We start from the raw sequence: 14,751 nt of genomic DNA, 5'->3' as shown, positions 1-14,751 counted from the left end.
CCGACGCAAAATCAAAAAGGCCGGATGGGATGACCAATTCCTAACCGAACTCCTCGCTCATATGCGATAGCCCTGCCCCTTAAGGGGGAGGGTCGGCCCGAAGGGCCGGGGTGGGGTGATCTCCGTGTTTGCGGCATGTCACCCCCACCCGCGGCTTTGCCGCGACCTCCCCCCTCAAGGGGGAGGTGCTAGTCTACCGCTTCAGGCTTCCCAGAATCCCCCGCACCAGCGCCCGTCCGACCTGCGTCGCGACCGTACGCGCCATGCTTTTCATCGTCGCTTCCAGGATGGTCTCGCGCTGGTAGCCGGAGCGGCCGCGGCCCGCCGGCTTGTTGCTGTCTCCGCCGAAGCCGGGAAGTGTCCAGCCACCGGTGCTCTCTCCGTCTTCCTTGGCCGCAGCCTGATCGGCTGCCTTGCCGGCGCGGGCAGCGAGGATCTCGTAAGCGGATTCGCGGTCGATAGTCTGGTCATAAAGGCCGGCGACCGGGCTCGCATTGATGATGGCCTGGCGCTCGGCATCGGTCAGGGGACCGATGCGGCCGGACGGCGGGCGGATCAAGGTGCGCTCGACGATCGAGGGCGCACCCTTGCCTTCAAGCATGGAGACCAGCGCCTCGCCGGTGCCGAGCGTGGTGATGACGTCGGCGGTCTTGAAGGCCGGGTTAGGACGGAAGGTGTCGGCCGCCGTCTGCACGGCCTTCTGTTCGCGCGGCGTATAGGCGCGCAGCGCATGCTGCACGCGGTTGCCGAGCTGGGCGAGCACGGTTTCCGGCACGTCGAGCGGGTTCTGCGTGACGAAATAGACGCCGACACCCTTGGAGCGGATCAGGCGCACGACCTGTTCGACGCGCTCGATCAGCACTTTCGGCGCATCGTTGAAGAGTAGATGCGCCTCGTCGAAGAAGAACACTAGCCTCGGCTTTTCAGGGTCGCCGACCTCAGGCAGTTCCTCGAAAAGTTCGGAGAGCAGCCAGAGCAGGAAGGTGGCGTAGAGGCGCGGGTTCATCATCAGCTTGTCGGCGGCAAGCACCGATACCTGCCCGTAACCGTTGTTGTTGACGCGCATGATGTCGGAAATTTTCAGCGCCGGCTCGCCGAAGAAGTTTGCAGCCCCCTGCTGCTCCAGCACCAGAAGCGACCGCTGCAGCGAACCGACGGAGGTTTTCGAGATCAGGCCGTATTTGCTGGAAAGCTCGCTGGCATTTTCACCCATGTAGTTCAAGAGCGCCTGGAAATCCTTGAGGTCGAGCAGCGCCAGGCCATTTTCATCGGCGATCTTGAAGGCGATGTTGAGCACGCCTTCCTGTGCCTCCGAGGCGTCCATCAGCCGGGACAACAGCAGCGGTCCCATCTCGGCGATGGTGGCGCGCACGCGATGGCCTTTTTCGCCATAGATATCCCAGAAGATCACCGGGAACTGCTCAAATTCATAGGGCTTCAGGCCGACATCCTCGGCCCGCTTCAACAGGAAATCCTTCGGCTCACCCTTGGCGGCGATGCCGGAGAGATCGCCCTTGATGTCGGCGCAGAAGACCGGCACGCCCGCCTTGGAAAAGCCTTCCGCCAGCACCTGTAGCGTCACTGTCTTGCCCGTGCCGGTCGCGCCGGTGACGAGGCCGTGGCGGTTGCCGAATTTCAGCGTCAGATATTCGCTCTTGTTGAGACTGTCGTCCGGATTGCGGCTGGCGCCTACGAAAATCTGTCCATCTTGCTGCGGCATGAGGTGTCGTCTCCCTGTGGGCGGCGGCACGGCAACTTAAGAGAGGCTGCCAGGGCCGGTTCATCGATTTGTCCTGAAGCTGTTATAAGAACAGACTTGAGTGGCGACAACCATTCGCGTCATGGTTATGTTTATGATAGGCTACGCATATCCGGCACGGCTTGTGCCTGTCGGTCCATTCGGTTACGTTGACGTTAACGTCGGAATCAACAGGCTGGAGGTTTAAGTGAACGAAGTTATTGATCAAATTGCAGCAAAAGCCGGTATTGCCCCCGATGTCGCGGAAAAGGCCGTCGGCACGATCCTTGGCTTCCTGCAGCGTGAATCTCCGGATGGCCCGGTCACCAAGATGATTGCCGCCATTCCCGGCGCTTCCGATTTGGTGGCGCAATATGGCGGCGAAGAAGCCTCTGGCGGCGGTGGCCTGCTTGGCGGCCTCCTCAATGCTGTCGGCGCCGGCGGCGGCATCATGGCGCTCGGCCAGCAGTTGATGAGCAGCGGCCTCAGCATGGGCGAGGTCACCTCGCTCGCCAAGGCAACCATCGAAACCGCCCGCCAGCATGCCGGCAACGACGTGGTCGACCAGGTCGTCGGCTCCGTTCCGGGCTTGAACCAGTTCCTGTAATCTGCTGTCATTCGAGACAAGGACCCCGCGGTCTAGCCGCGGGGTTTTTCGTTTTGTCATGCTGGAAATTGCAGGCCACTCATGTCCGCCAATCCTATTCCTTCTCTTCTGCCGCAAGGATCAGGCCACAACTTCGTGCTCTATGGCGATTCCTGTTCCGGCGTTCCGGGAGCGCTGCACGAAAAGACCTTTGCCGCTGTCAATACCGTCTTGCGTCGGCTCGATCCGCCACCGGAATTCATTCTGTTTCCGGGCGATGAAATCATCGGCCTGACCGCCGATGCCGACGAGTTGAGAGCACAATGGCGGCATTGGCTCGACCACGAAATGGGCTGGCTCGATCGTCAAAAGACGCCGCTTTGGCACACGACCGGCAACCACACCACCTATGACGAGATGAGCGAGCAGATCTTCCGCGAGGTCCTGCTGCTTCCGGAAAACGGACCGGCGGGTCAGGAAGGTCTGTCCTACTGGGTGCGCCACGGCGATCTTCTGCTGGTCTTCGTCCATACGCTATGGACCGGCCTCGGCGGCGAGGGCCATGTCGAAACCGAGTGGTTGGAAGCAACGCTAAAGGCACATGGCGATATCAGCCACAAGATCGTCCTCGGCCATCACCCGGTCTTCCCGGTCAACGGATTTTCCGGCGCGTATCAGCGCGAGATCGGCCCCGAATATGCCAAGCGATTTTGGGATATTCTGGTTGAAGCCGATGTTCTGGCCTATGTTTGCAGCCATATTCTTGTCTTCGACGTCCAGGTTCATCGCGGCGTCCTGCAGCTTTGCACCGCCGGCGCGGGCACGGCGCATCGAATGCCGGAGGGCGTGGAATATCTCCATTGCATCCAGGCGGCTCTCGATGCGGACAGTTTTCGTTATCAGGTGTTGGATACCGACGGAGTTGTTCGCGAACGGTTGCAATGGCCTCTCAAGCCGGCTGATCCGGAGGAGTGGCAAAGCCTCTCGGCTGGAACGCATGCGGCTGGCTTTAGCGGCTCGACGAGCAATGAGCGTATTGTCGAATTGCGGATACGGGGTTTGATGCCGGACACGGCACATGCTCCGGCCCAAACCCTCTTCTCCGCCTTCAATCCCGGCAGCATCGCGCCGCTCTGGCTCGGTTTGCGCGGTCCGCGACAGACCTTGACCGTGATCCTGGGTCGCGATCGCGGTCGCAGTCCGCACTACTGGTTGGGTCCCGATCTCGCCGCTGGCCAGCCTTTCGATCTTGATATCGTCTTGCATGCCGGTATGGGGCCAGGCGGCGCCCTCTACCGCATGCATGGCGATGATAGATGGACCTCCTTCGATGCGGCCTCCGCAACCGGCCTCGAGCGCCTGGTCTGGCCGTCGCAATGGAGCGTGGGCCATGGTCACGGTGGAGCGGCGGATCGTCCCTTCATGGGCAGCGAGCTGCAGGTTTCGATTGCTGCGGCACGGTGATCCGCCGAGGTTCTGGGGTGCTCCACATCGGAAAGGCTGCCGGCAGGTAGCATGGTTCGTTCGAGCGCGGACCAGTTTCTGTTAGGCTGGTCGCTTAGCCGAATCGAGTCGTTGCGGAGAAAGTTCATGGCGAAATGGGATGGCGCCTATACTTGGCACAAGCGGCCGTCGGCCATCGGAGCGCCGGATCGTCTGAGAGTGGCAACGTGCCAGATCCCCGTGGGGTATGACATCGCGGCGAATACGGCGCAGATCCTGACACTGATCGAAGCGGCGGCCAAGGCTGGCGCCGATGTCGCTCATTTCCCGGAGTGTGCTCTGTCCGGCTATGGTTCGGCCAATTGGCCGGACTGGGCCGGCTTCGATTGGGCTGGTCTTCAGGCGGCGGTGGAAGCGGTGCAATCGGCAGCGCGTCGTCACCGCGTCTGGGTCGCGACTGGCTGTGTGCATCGCGATGACGCCATGCAGAGGAAATTCAATTCTCTTTATGTTTTCAACCGCGATGGTCAACTCGCCGGTCGCTATGACAAGCGTTGCTGCTCAACCAATGATCTGCGGGCTTTCGAATTGGGGCGTCACCAGCTCATCCTGGATATCGAAGGCGTCGCCTGCGGTTTCCTCATCTGCCGCGATTGGTCCTATCCCGAGCTCTGGCGCGCGTATGAAGGGCAGGTCGAGCTCGTCTTTCACTCCGCCTGCGCCGACGGTCAGGGTCGCGACAAGAATGAAACCCATACGATCCCGCCATTGATGCAAGCCTATGGTCGGCAACACGTCTATGCCGTCAGCTCTGCCAATTCCTGCCGGTACAGTCAGGACTATCCGAGCCTATGGGTCGAGCGCGGCGGATATATGGGCGGGCAGGCGACGCGTCACGAGGCCGGCTTCACGATGAACGCGCTCGCGGACGATCCCGAACAGGATCGTTTCTTCGCCGCCGTTCTGGAATCGCACCGCGCCGAGCGTATCCTGTATCAATTCGAGGATTGAGATGCATGACCGGCTCCTTCTGGGGCCGGCCCGTAGTCTCACCCCTTCTTGCCCTCCGGCTTCTCGTCCGGCTGATGCCAGGCGCGGCCGTCGCGCTGGATGAGGTCGTCGGCGCAGGCCGGACCCATGCTGCCGGGCGCGTAAGGGTCGGGCTTGCCGCCTTCGGCCCAGAGGTCGAGGAAGGGCTGCACGGCGGCCCAGCCGGCTTCGATGCCGTCGGCGCGCTGGAACAGGGTCTGGTCGCCGACGAAGAGTTCGTAGAATAGGCTCTCGTAGCCGGTCTGCTTGCCGATGTCGAAGCGGTCGGCATAGCGGAAATCGAGCGAGATCGGCACGGTCTTCAACACGAGGCCGGGGGCCTTGATCGAGACTTCCATATCCAGCCCTTCGTCCGGCTGCACCTGGATGATCAGCCGGTTCGGCGGCAGCTGCGGGCGCGAGGCCGGGCGCGGGAATTGCGCGAAGGGCACCTGCCGGAAGGTGATGACGATCTCGGTGTCGCGCGCCTTCAGCGCCTTGCCGGTGCGCAGGTAGAAGGGCACGCCGGCCCAGCGCCAGGTATCAACGAGCAGTTTGAGCGCGACGAAGGTCTCGGTGTTGCTATCGGGCGCGACATCGGCCGTCCCGGTATAGGCGGGCAGATCCTTGCCGGCGAGAGGTCCGGCCGTATAGGCACCGCGCACGCCGTTCTGGATTGCTTCCTCGCGCGAATAGACGCGCAAAGCCTTTAGTAGCTTACCTTTTTCATTGCGGATTGATTCGGCATCAAAGCTGTTCGGCGGCTCCATCGCCACCATGGCCAGGAGCTGGAAGAGATGGTTCGGCACCATGTCGCGCAACGCGCCGGTCGAATCGTAGAATTTGCCGCGTGTGCCGACATCCACCAGTTCCGCCGCGGTGATCTGGACGTGATCGATATAGTTATTGTTCCACAGCGCCTCGATCATCATGTTGGCGAAGCGCGTTGTCATGATGTTCTGGACGGTTTCCTTGCCGAGGAAATGGTCGATGCGATAGATCTGGTTTTCGTTGGCGTGGCTGAGCAGCCGGGCGTTCAGCTCGCGCGCCGAGGCAAGGTCGTGGCCGAAGGGCTTTTCGATGGCGATCCGGCGGAAGGCGCCGGCCGTTTCGTTCATAAGCCCGGTGGCGGAGAGTTTTTCGGCGACATCGCCGAAGAAGCGCGGCGGCACAGCAAGATAGAAGGCCGCATTGGCGCTCGGCGCTTGCGACAGATATTTGCCGATCTCGTCATAGACGGCGTTCTGGGTGAAGTCGCCGGAGATATAGGCAATACGCTTGCGCAGGCTCTGCCATGCCTGCTGCCGTTCCGGCTCCTGCATGTCGCCTGATGTGGCAAGAAACGAATCCAGCTTCTCCAGCAGCATGTCGACGCCGCCGGGCTCGATGCCGATCCCAAGAATATGCAGGTCGTCGCCCACAAGCCCGCTGCGCGACATGTTGATCAGCGTCGGGATCAGCAGCCGCCGCGTCAGATCGCCGGTGGCGCCGAAGATCACGAAGGTCAGCGGCGGAGCCGGTGCAACATCCGGGCCGCTCATGCGTGCACCTCGGCAAAGCGGATGAACATCGGGTTTCTGGACGACATGGGGTATCTCCTCGGACCTGTTGCAGTTTTTGCTTTGGCTGCGCATGTTCTACTGCATAATTCCTTAGATCGGAATCGATCTGAGGATAAAATTATGCCGCAGATTTGAAGTGCTACAGCGCCGGTTGTCGATGGGATCAAGGATCGCTGCCAGTGGCCTACTTCTTCACCGCCACCAGAAACAGCCGGGGAAACCGCAATAAGACTTTGCCGTCTGTAAGTGGCGGATAGGCCTTTTCGATGCGCGCGAGATAATCGGCCGTGAAGGCGTCGCGATGGTCGGAGCCGGTATGATCGAGATAGGGGCGCAGGCCCGTGGCCTTGACCCACTCGACGATGGCGGCGGCGTTTTCCAGCGCGTGATTGTAGTTGGTGTGCCAGAGGTCGATGCGTGCGGACTTGCCGATCAGCCTGTTATAATAGACCGACGGCGCGGGCAGGGGATTGCGGCGGACGCTCTTCTTCGCGAAAGTCTCGCTCCAGGGGCCGCTTTTCGCGGTCTCTTCCATCATCAGATGGCTGAGTTCGGTGAGGTTGTCCGGCATCTGGATGGCGAGCACGCCGCCCGGCTTCAGTCCGTCCATCAGCCGGTCGAAAATCTCGAGGTGATCGGGCAGCCACTGGAAGACGGCGTTGGCGAACAGCAGGTCGACGGGCTCATCCGGTTGCCATGTCGCAAGATCGGCCTTGACGAAGTCCGTGCCGGGCATGCGCGCGCGGGCAGCCTCGAGCATGTTGTCGTCGCTGTCCAGGCCGGAGACGCCGGCGGCGCCATAGCGCTCGACGATCAGCTCTGTCGAGTTGCCGGGGCCGCAGCCGAGATCGATGGCACGGTCGATGCGCGTGAGCGGCACCTGCGCCAGCAGGTCGCGCGCCGGGCGGGTGCGTTCATCCTCGAACTTCACATATTGGCCGGCCGACCATGCCATGATCCTATCCTCTTCTCAGATTGCCTTCGTCTCCACCGGGCATAGCACCGGGATATATCAGAACCGTGTAATCACGCTGATCCCCGTGCCCTCGGCCTTGTCCAGCGTCATCAGCGCCGGCACGGCCTCCTCCAGGCTGATCCTGCGGCCGATCAGCTTTTGCGGGGCGATCTTGCCGGCGGCGAGCATGTCGAGCATGGCGTCGTAGCGCCAGGCCTGCATGCCGTGGCTGCCGTAGATTTCCAGCTCGTGGCCGATCACCTGCGCCATCGGGATCTGCGGCGTCGCATAATCGCCGAGCATCAGGCCGACCTGCACATGCCGGCCACGGCGGCGGAGGTTCTTGATCGAATTGAAGCAGGTGACGGGATGGCCGAGCGCGTCGATCGACACATGCGCGCCACCCTTGGTGATCTCGCGCACGGCTTCCGCGACATCGGCAACACCGGCGGCATTGATCGTTGCGACCGCGCCGCATTCGCGGGCGAAGGCCAGCTTCTCGTCGGAAATATCGACGGCGATGGCGTTCGCCCCGAGCGCGCTGGCGATCATGATCGCGGACAGGCCAACGCCGCCGCAGCCATGCACGGCGATCCATTCGCCCGGCCGCGTCTTCGCCTGGTCGGCGACGGCACGAAACGAAGTGGCGAAACGGCAGCCGAGGCTTGCAGCGGTGGCATCATCCACAGTCTCCGGCAGATGCACGAGATTGGTGTCGGCATAGTCGATTGCCACATATTCGGCGAAGGAACCCCAATGGGTGAAGCCGGGCTGGAACTGGCTCGGGCAGACCTGCTGGTTACCGGAATGGCATTCGGCGCAATGGCCGCAGCCGGACACGAAGGGCACGGTGACACGGTCGCCGACCTTGAAGCGGACAACGCCCCGGCCGGTCGCCACCACCTTGCCGGCAAGTTCATGGCCGGGCACATGCGGCAGCTGGATATCGGGGTCATGTCCCATCCAGCCGTGCCAGTCGCTGCGGCAAAGCCCGCTCGCGCCGACGGCAATGACGACGCCGTCTTCGCCGGGCGTGGGGTCGGGGAGGGTGCGGATTTCGGGGGTGGCCTCGAAGGCCTCATAATACATAGCTTTCATGGGTATCCCGTATAGCTCGCCGCGTTTGGTTTGGCTCATCATTTTTCCTGATTGACCCATTCGTCAAGCTGTTGTTTCGGCGCATGAAAATTGCGCGTGAAAAGCATCATCCGGCGCTTTGTTGCGAATGGATTTCGGGCCGAAAATTCCGCTTGACCCCCAGGTTGCACAGGGATTTCCTTTTGCCGCTTTCACGAGGAAATCATCATGGCTGTCGATACATCCCCCCGCACCACCACCTGGACCCACGTCGATGGAGAATGGCTCCCCGGCAATCCGCCGCTGATCGGGCCGACTTCGCATGCCATGTGGCTGGCATCGACCGTCTTCGACGGCGCCCGCTGGTTCGATGGCATCGCGCCGGATCTCGACCTGCATTGCCAGCGCATCAACCGCTCGGCGCTCGCCATGGGATTGAAGCCGGTGAAGACGCCGGAGGAAATCGAAGCGCTCGCCTGGGAAGGCATCAAGAAATTCGATGGCAAGACGCCGCTCTACATCAAGCCGATGTATTGGGGCGAGCATGGTACGGCGGGCAGCGTCGTCGCAGTCGATGGGGAATCGACCCGCTTCGCGCTCTGCCTGTTCGAGGCGCCGCTGGGTGGTCAGGGTGGCATTTCGCTGACCGTTTCGCCTTTCCGCCGCCCGTCGCCGGAAACCGCGATGACCGACGCCAAGGCCGGCTCGCTCTACCCGAACAGCGGCCGCATGATCCTGGAAGCGAAAAAGCGCGGCTTCGACAATGCGCTTGCATGCGACATGAACGGCAATGTCGCCGAGACCGCCTCGTCCAACGTCTTCATGGTCAAGGACGGCATCGTCTATACGCCGGTTGCCAACCGCACCTTCCTCGCCGGAATTACCCGCGCCCGCGTCATCGGCCTGTTGCGCCAGGAAGGGTTCGAGGTGCGTGAGGAAACGCTGTCGGTCGAGCAGTTCATGGCCGCCGACGAGATCTTCACCACCGGCAACTTCGCCAAGGTCGTCGGCGTCACCCGCCTCGACGGCCGCGAATTCCAGCAGGGTCCGCTCGCCCGCAAGGCGCTGGAACTCTACATGGATTGGGCCTTTGGCCGGAGCGCCAGCGAAGAATAGGAATATTGGAACGCAACCGTCGGATCACGGCGCCTTCCAATTGGCTTCGAAGGTTTGCTTCGTGATCCGGTAGGATGCGAAGGGTTGGCCGAGATATTCCGTTGCGCGCGTCGGCGATAGGCCGAGCTTTTCGGCGACACGGATGGAGGCCGTGTTGCCGGGCGCGATATCGGCAATCACTTGCTCGAGGCTGAGTGTTGCAAAGGCATGGGCGAGGACCGGCCTTGCAGCTTCCGTCGCATAGCCCTTGCCCCAGCTGAGCCTGTTTAGCCGCCAGCCGATCTCGATCTCCGGCCCAACCGCATCGGCGGGGATCAGCAAAATCCATCCCAGAAATTGCTCCGGATTTTCCTTGGCGAAGATAGACCAGTAACCGAGGCCCTCGCCAAAGTCGGACTGAATGCGGTTTGTCAGGAACAGCCTGTGTGCTTCCGGATCGTTCCATGGGCCGGGAATGAATTTCGTCACTTCCGGATCGCGATCCATGGCCATGCATGCCTCGATATCGGCCATAGTGCGCGGACGCAGGGTCAGGCGGCCGGTTTCAAAGGTCGGAAGCACGGTTGTTTCTCCTGATTTATCGTTGCGCGTAAAGATAAGAATAGACGTCGGGATGCGGAAGAATAATTCGCAGTACAAGAAAATGTAGCGAATTCTCCCACGGCAATTGCTTTTGTGCTATTATGGAGATGGTCGGCAAAACCACTAAGGAGGCCGCCATGAAAATCTCTCTTCCTGCTTCTGTCTATCTTTTCGACTACTACAGGCTGTTTCTGCAGCTCTGTGTCATCGCGGCGATCGGGTTCGTCATCTATTCGATGCTGTTCGGATTGACGTGGTGATGTCGGAAGCAATTGAAACCGCCGACCTTTATGAGGCCGCCGGGTCCATTCTTGTTTAAAGGTAGTCGACGATGAGCTTGAGCTTTCCCAACCGGAGCCGCAGTTATGATGCGTCGGCGCGACGTATCCGTTTCATCGGGCATGACGGCATGTTCGAGGTCCCATTTCTGGTCGAAGCCGATGTCTTTCCGGAGGCCAACACCGAGGCGGGCTATCTCGCCGCCTTCGATGCCGGGCGCGATGCGATACAGCAGGTGGCCATGAAAGCCTATGGCTATGCCCGCCGGCGCATGTACATCCTGACAGCGAATGATTTTCGCTGAGGAGATTATTCCGCCTCTTTCCTCGGGCTGACCCACCAGCAATAGACCGCTCCCGTTGCCAGCAGCACGCAGGTGCCGAGGAAGACGGCGCGCATGCGAAAATGCAGTTCTTGGCCCGGATTTTAGGGTCCGGGCCTTCTCATCCTGTCGAACAAGGCGCGCTGGATTACGCCGCGAGGTGCTGATCGAAGAAGGCGGACAGCTTGTCGAACGGGATGAGGTCCACACGGTCGTAGAGATCGACGTGTCCTGCACCCTTGACCCAGACGAGTTCCTTCGGCTCCGACGCACGCTTGTACGCATCTTCGCTGAATTCACGCGAATGAGCTTGGTCTCCGGTGATGAACATCATTGGTCTGGGAGAGATCGTCTCGATGTCATTGAACGGATAGAAGTTCATGAACTTGACGTTGCTGGTCAGTGTTGGATGCGTGGTCGTGAGCCGTGTCGCGCCGGCCGGGGTAAATTCGCCTCTCGGCGTGCGGTAGAAGTCGTAGAACTCACGCTGGATGGGATGGGTATCCGCGACCAGCTCGTGAACAGTCCCGCCGGTGAGTTCGACTTCGCCGCCTGCAAATTCGACATATCGTTGTTCCGCGGCAGCGGCGATGATTCCCTTCCGCTGCTCGACGGTCTGCGAATGGTTGAGCGCATCGCGATTGGCAGCGCCCATGTCATACATGCTGACGGTCGCGATGGCCTTCATGCGCGGATCGATCTTAGCGGCACTGATGACGAAGCTGCCGCTCCCGCAAATGCCGATAGCGCCAATCCGCGCCCTGTCGACATAAGCCTGGCTCCCAAGGAAATCGACGCCGGCACTGAAACCTTCGGCGTAGACGTCGGGCGAAACCAGATTGCGGGACTGCCCCTCGCTTTCGCCCCAGAACGGCAGGTCGATGGACATCGCCACAAAGCCCTGTTCAGCCATCTTCGTGGCGTAGAGGTTGGCGCTCTGCTCTTTCACGGCACCCATCGGATGCCCGACGATGATCGCTGGAGCCTTGGCGTTGCGGTCGAGGTCGTTGGGGAGATACAGATTGCCTGCGACGTTCATCTGGTATTGCGTCTTGAAGGTGACCTTCTGAAGCGTCACCCGATCGCTCTTGTAGAAGTTGTTTGCGCCATTGGACATGTCTTGGGCCTGTGCGAATGGAAGGTTGATAACGGACATCGCGCCAAACGCCGCGATGCTGGCGCCGCTCATTTTCAGCAGTTGACGGCGGTCGATACCTTCGCCGGATGTTGTGAGCGCGGCTTGGGATTCATTCTTCTCGTTCATCGTCGTGTCTCCATGGGTGAGGATAAGGGAATGCAAACTCGGAACCGGGTCGTCAGACCCTCTCGATGCGGAGCGGAAATTCGCCACGCGTGAGCAAAGGTTCGAAGCTATCGTCGAAACGGCCAAGGCGGATCAGGCCCGTCGAGTAGCGATAGCCGCTGTAGAAAAGCGCCAGATTGCCCCATGGGGCAAAATAACAGAGATCGCCGGGACGCTCGTTGCTGAACGGACCGCTTCCGGCCTCGGTCAGCTTGCGCGGAAGATATGTGATCTTCTCGTTGGTCGAGTAGTCTTCGATCTTCACGTCGAGTGGCAATATGGACGCAAAGTCGCGGGCTGATGCATTGTCGTAGAGGGCTGCGGTCATCGTCTGCCCGCCAAACATCATCCTGATCTTCATGGTGGTCGGCTCCTGGCTAGCTGGATCGTTACCTTGCCGACCTTGGGCCAGCATCGGGAATGCTGCCGTCGCAATCATCGACCCGAGAACGGTACGACGGCTGAGGGTCTTCGAATTCGAAACCATGTCGGATGCCTTGTTTGTAACACCACGCGACAGCGGCAAGAGCGGACGAACCAGTCATCAGGACTGCGGCAAGGGCGAATGTGGTCCACCAACCCGCTGTGTCGAACAGAACGCCGCCCAGAGAAGCGCCCATGGTGATGGCGAGCTGGATAGTGGCAACCTGGAGACCGCCGCCTGCCTCTGCGTCGTCGGGCATGGTTCGGCTCAGCCATGTCCCCCAACCGACCGGCGCGGCAGTGCCGAAGAACCCCCAGGCAACAAGAAGAGCTCCGGTGACGACGGACGATGTGCCGAACGCAATTAACAACAGCGCTATAGCGGCCATCACGAGCGGGATTGATCCCAGGATGCTGAACAACCGGGTCCGGAGCAGGCCGCTGACACAGTAGGTGCCAACGATGCCCGCCAGGCCCATCAGGAGCAGAAGTAGGGAAAGCGTCGATATCGAGACCCGAGTGACCGTTTCCAGGAATGGGCGGAGATAGGTGAACAGCGCGAACTGGCCCATGAACAGCAGCATGACGGAGGTCATGCCGATTGCGACCTCGGGACGTGCAAGCAAGCTCAGGGCATTCGGAGAGCCTTCTTTGCGATGCGAGGGAAGCGATGGAAGGCTGATCCACTGCCAGGCAAGTGCCAGCAGGGCGAGCGGCACGACGGTAAAGAACGCGCCACGCCAGCCTATGTATGCCCCTAACAGACTACCGATCGGTGCGGAAATCGTGGCGGCAATAGCATTGCCCGCATTCAGCATTGCCAGACCTTTTGGCACCGCATCCTCGGGTACGAGGCGCATGACGATGGCGGTCGACATCGACCAGAAGCCACCGATGGCGACACCTAGCAGGGCACGGCCGATCATCAGCGCCACGTAGTTCGGAGCGAACGTAACGATCGTTCCGGAGACAAGCAGAAGAAGCGTCAGTGAGGTCACCACCAGACGACGGTCCAGTTGCCGCGTAACCGACGAAACGATCAGGCTGGTGACAACCGCGAATATACCCGAGATTGAAATCGCCTGACCCATATGGCCTTCGGTCACGCCGAGGTCCGCCGCAATCGGCGACAGCAGGCTGACCGGCATGAACTCGGATGCGATCAGGACGGCGACGCAAAGCGCCATGGAGAACACCGCCCCCCAGGCTGAGGTCATCGGGGCGTCTTCGCGCACTGGCCGGGCCGCGTTCTCGGCCATGAAGACGGCGACGCTATCGGTATCAAGGATGAGTGTTTTCTGTGTCATGAGGCTAATTTACAGCGTCTCCATCTCCCTTATTAGCCGTTGCAATTGGGATGGACTTATTGGATTCTGATATAAATGGCCCGGAGATGCGTGTGAAAAGAGAAGACCTGAACAACATGCTCTGGTTTCTGGCCGTCGCCGAAGAGCGGAGCTTCACAAAGGCGGCTGCGAAGCTCGGCACCTCGCAGTCGACGCTCAGTCACACCATCAAAAGGCTTGAAGCGCGCATGGGCCTGCGACTTCTCACCCGCACGACGCGGAGCGTTTCGCCGACGGAAGCTGGCGAGCGGCTAATTCGCTCGCTCGCGCCACGTATCGAAGAGATCGAGACTGAAATCGACGAGCTGATGGAGATCCGGGACAAGCCGTCCGGCACGATCAGGATCACCCTGTCCGATCACGCACTGGAAAGCCTGGTGTGGCCAAAGCTGTGTCCTGTCCTGAAGGACTATCCTGATATCAAGCTTGAGCTCAATACAGACAACGCCTTCCGCAACATTGTCGAAGACCGGTTCGATGCGGGGATTAGGCTGGGCGAGAGCGTGGACAAGGACATGATTGCTGTTCGGATCGGGCCAGACTGGCGCCTCGTGGCGGTTGCGTCTCCGGGATATTTTGCCACGCGGCCCGTTCCTCGGTCTCCCCAGGAGCTTGTGGCGCATAACTGCATCAACAACCGCCAGTCCCGGTCAGGTGGCCTCTACGCCTGGGAGTTCGAAAAGAAAGAGAAGGAGCTTCGTGTCCGTGTCGATGGACAGCTCACCTTCAGCACCTCCTATGCCATGATCGATGCTGCTGCCAATGGCTATGGGATCGCCTATCTGCCCGAGAATCTGGTGGAGGGCGACATTGCCTCGGGACGATTGATTCAAGTTCTCGACGACTGGTGCCCGATGTTTCCGGGCTACTATCTCTACTATCCGAACAGGCGGCAGAACTCCCCTGCGTTCAAGGTCATCGTCGATGCATTGCGTTTTTAAGATGAAGGCCCTCTTTAACTCCATCTCTCTTCCTGACGGCGAATGATTT

Annotated in this window: 15 protein-coding genes; 7 read left to right on the top strand and 8 right to left on the bottom strand. The window is 60.6% G+C overall.

Annotated features, from left to right (window positions below; genetic code table 11):
- Positions 1 to 193: 193 nt before the first annotated feature.
- The gene (locus tag AC1RO0_RS19325; protein WP_498594423.1) at positions 194 to 1,720 is read right to left on the bottom strand and encodes a helicase HerA-like C-terminal domain-containing protein; all 1,527 of its coding nucleotides are present in this window, start codon (positions 1,718 to 1,720) and stop codon (positions 194 to 196) included.
- A gap of 226 nt (positions 1,721 to 1,946) precedes the next feature.
- On the opposite strand from AC1RO0_RS19325, the gene AC1RO0_RS19320 reads away from it, so the two are divergent.
- The 3 genes from AC1RO0_RS19320 (at position 1,947) to AC1RO0_RS19310 (ending at position 4,778) form a co-directional block, all read left to right on the top strand.
- Complete coding sequence (locus tag AC1RO0_RS19320) at positions 1,947 to 2,345, top strand: hypothetical protein (protein WP_498594422.1); 399 nt, start codon at positions 1,947 to 1,949, stop codon at positions 2,343 to 2,345.
- An 81-nt stretch (positions 2,346 to 2,426) separates the two neighbouring features.
- On the top strand, positions 2,427 to 3,788 hold the full coding sequence (locus AC1RO0_RS19315) for a metallophosphoesterase family protein (protein WP_498594421.1): 1,362 nt from the start codon (positions 2,427 to 2,429) through the stop codon (positions 3,786 to 3,788).
- 126 nt (positions 3,789 to 3,914) lie between these two features.
- Entirely contained in the window at positions 3,915 to 4,778 is an 864-nt protein-coding gene (locus AC1RO0_RS19310) for a carbon-nitrogen hydrolase family protein (protein ID WP_498594420.1), read from the top strand.
- A 38-nt stretch (positions 4,779 to 4,816) separates the two neighbouring features.
- On the opposite strand, the gene zwf is transcribed toward AC1RO0_RS19310, so the two are convergent.
- The 3 genes from zwf to AC1RO0_RS19295 all read right to left on the bottom strand — a co-directional run bounded on the left by zwf (position 4,817) and on the right by AC1RO0_RS19295 (position 8,411).
- On the bottom strand, positions 4,817 to 6,337 hold the full coding sequence (gene zwf, locus AC1RO0_RS19305; RefSeq protein ID WP_498594419.1) for a glucose-6-phosphate dehydrogenase: 1,521 nt from the start codon (positions 6,335 to 6,337) through the stop codon (positions 4,817 to 4,819).
- A 205-nt stretch (positions 6,338 to 6,542) separates the two neighbouring features.
- Entirely contained in the window at positions 6,543 to 7,313 is a 771-nt protein-coding gene (gene tam / locus AC1RO0_RS19300) for a trans-aconitate 2-methyltransferase (protein WP_498594418.1), read from the bottom strand.
- 57 nt (positions 7,314 to 7,370) lie between these two features.
- On the bottom strand, positions 7,371 to 8,411 hold the full coding sequence (locus tag AC1RO0_RS19295; protein WP_498594417.1) for a zinc-dependent alcohol dehydrogenase family protein: 1,041 nt from the start codon (positions 8,409 to 8,411) through the stop codon (positions 7,371 to 7,373).
- A 207-nt stretch (positions 8,412 to 8,618) separates the two neighbouring features.
- Between AC1RO0_RS19295 and AC1RO0_RS19290 the strand changes: the two genes are divergently transcribed.
- Complete coding sequence (locus AC1RO0_RS19290; RefSeq protein WP_498594416.1) at positions 8,619 to 9,506, top strand: branched-chain amino acid aminotransferase; 888 nt, start codon at positions 8,619 to 8,621, stop codon at positions 9,504 to 9,506.
- A 24-nt stretch (positions 9,507 to 9,530) separates the two neighbouring features.
- Here AC1RO0_RS19290 and AC1RO0_RS19285 read toward each other — a convergent pair whose 3' ends face one another.
- A complete protein-coding gene (locus tag AC1RO0_RS19285; RefSeq protein WP_498594415.1) occupies positions 9,531 to 10,067 on the bottom strand; it encodes a GNAT family N-acetyltransferase in 537 nt (178 codons plus the stop codon).
- A gap of 158 nt (positions 10,068 to 10,225) precedes the next feature.
- Between AC1RO0_RS19285 and AC1RO0_RS19280 the strand changes: the two genes are divergently transcribed.
- Positions 10,226 to 10,348 (top strand): hypothetical protein, encoded by a 123-nt coding sequence (locus tag AC1RO0_RS19280; RefSeq protein ID WP_007699477.1) that lies wholly within the window; start codon positions 10,226 to 10,228, stop codon positions 10,346 to 10,348.
- Positions 10,349 to 10,419: 71 nt separating this feature from the next.
- The gene (locus AC1RO0_RS19275) at positions 10,420 to 10,671 is read left to right on the top strand and encodes a DUF1488 family protein (RefSeq protein WP_498594414.1); all 252 of its coding nucleotides are present in this window, start codon (positions 10,420 to 10,422) and stop codon (positions 10,669 to 10,671) included.
- 166 nt (positions 10,672 to 10,837) lie between these two features.
- On the opposite strand, the gene AC1RO0_RS19270 is transcribed toward AC1RO0_RS19275, so the two are convergent.
- The 3 genes from AC1RO0_RS19270 to AC1RO0_RS19260 are packed head-to-tail and all read right to left on the bottom strand — an operon-like array spanning position 10,838 to position 13,674.
- Positions 10,838 to 11,953, bottom strand: coding sequence for an alpha/beta hydrolase (locus AC1RO0_RS19270; protein WP_498594413.1), 1,116 nt, complete (start codon positions 11,951 to 11,953; stop codon positions 10,838 to 10,840).
- Positions 11,954 to 12,005: 52 nt separating this feature from the next.
- Positions 12,006 to 12,479, bottom strand: a complete 474-nt coding sequence (locus AC1RO0_RS19265) for a cyclophilin-like fold protein (RefSeq protein ID WP_498594412.1) — start codon at positions 12,477 to 12,479, stop codon at positions 12,006 to 12,008.
- A complete protein-coding gene (locus AC1RO0_RS19260; protein WP_498594441.1) occupies positions 12,382 to 13,674 on the bottom strand; it encodes an MFS transporter in 1,293 nt (430 codons plus the stop codon). Before AC1RO0_RS19260 ends, AC1RO0_RS19265 begins: the two co-directional genes overlap by 98 nt.
- 140 nt (positions 13,675 to 13,814) lie before the next feature.
- On the opposite strand from AC1RO0_RS19260, the gene AC1RO0_RS19255 reads away from it, so the two are divergent.
- Positions 13,815 to 14,702 (top strand): LysR family transcriptional regulator, encoded by an 888-nt coding sequence (locus AC1RO0_RS19255; protein ID WP_498594411.1) that lies wholly within the window; start codon positions 13,815 to 13,817, stop codon positions 14,700 to 14,702.
- Positions 14,703 to 14,751: the final 49 nt, after the last annotated feature.

The organism is Rhizobium sp. GW821-FHT14E12 (assembly GCF_058803745.1).
This window is presented reverse-complemented; position numbering and strand designations above follow the sequence as displayed.

What these genes read in the sequence shown, in the direction of transcription:
- tam (WP_498594418.1), bottom strand. Translation starts at nt 7,313, where the DNA reads ATGGCATGGTCGGCCGGCCAATATGTGAAGTTCGAGGATGAACGCACC.
- zwf (WP_498594419.1), bottom strand. Translation starts at nt 6,337, where the DNA reads ATGAGCGGCCCGGATGTTGCACCGGCTCCGCCGCTGACCTTCGTGATC.
- AC1RO0_RS19290 (WP_498594416.1), top strand. Translation starts at nt 8,619, where the DNA reads ATGGCTGTCGATACATCCCCCCGCACCACCACCTGGACCCACGTCGAT.
- AC1RO0_RS19270 (WP_498594413.1), bottom strand. Translation starts at nt 11,953, where the DNA reads ATGAACGAGAAGAATGAATCCCAAGCCGCGCTCACAACATCCGGCGAA.
- AC1RO0_RS19325 (WP_498594423.1), bottom strand. Translation starts at nt 1,720, where the DNA reads ATGCCGCAGCAAGATGGACAGATTTTCGTAGGCGCCAGCCGCAATCCG.
- AC1RO0_RS19295 (WP_498594417.1), bottom strand. Translation starts at nt 8,411, where the DNA reads ATGAAAGCTATGTATTATGAGGCCTTCGAGGCCACCCCCGAAATCCGC.
- AC1RO0_RS19275 (WP_498594414.1), top strand. Translation starts at nt 10,420, where the DNA reads ATGAGCTTGAGCTTTCCCAACCGGAGCCGCAGTTATGATGCGTCGGCG.
- AC1RO0_RS19265 (WP_498594412.1), bottom strand. Translation starts at nt 12,479, where the DNA reads ATGGTTTCGAATTCGAAGACCCTCAGCCGTCGTACCGTTCTCGGGTCG.
- AC1RO0_RS19280 (WP_007699477.1), top strand. Translation starts at nt 10,226, where the DNA reads ATGAAAATCTCTCTTCCTGCTTCTGTCTATCTTTTCGACTACTACAGG.
- AC1RO0_RS19260 (WP_498594441.1), bottom strand. Translation starts at nt 13,674, where the DNA reads ATGGCCGAGAACGCGGCCCGGCCAGTGCGCGAAGACGCCCCGATGACC.
- AC1RO0_RS19310 (WP_498594420.1), top strand. Translation starts at nt 3,915, where the DNA reads ATGGCGAAATGGGATGGCGCCTATACTTGGCACAAGCGGCCGTCGGCC.
- AC1RO0_RS19315 (WP_498594421.1), top strand. Translation starts at nt 2,427, where the DNA reads ATGTCCGCCAATCCTATTCCTTCTCTTCTGCCGCAAGGATCAGGCCAC.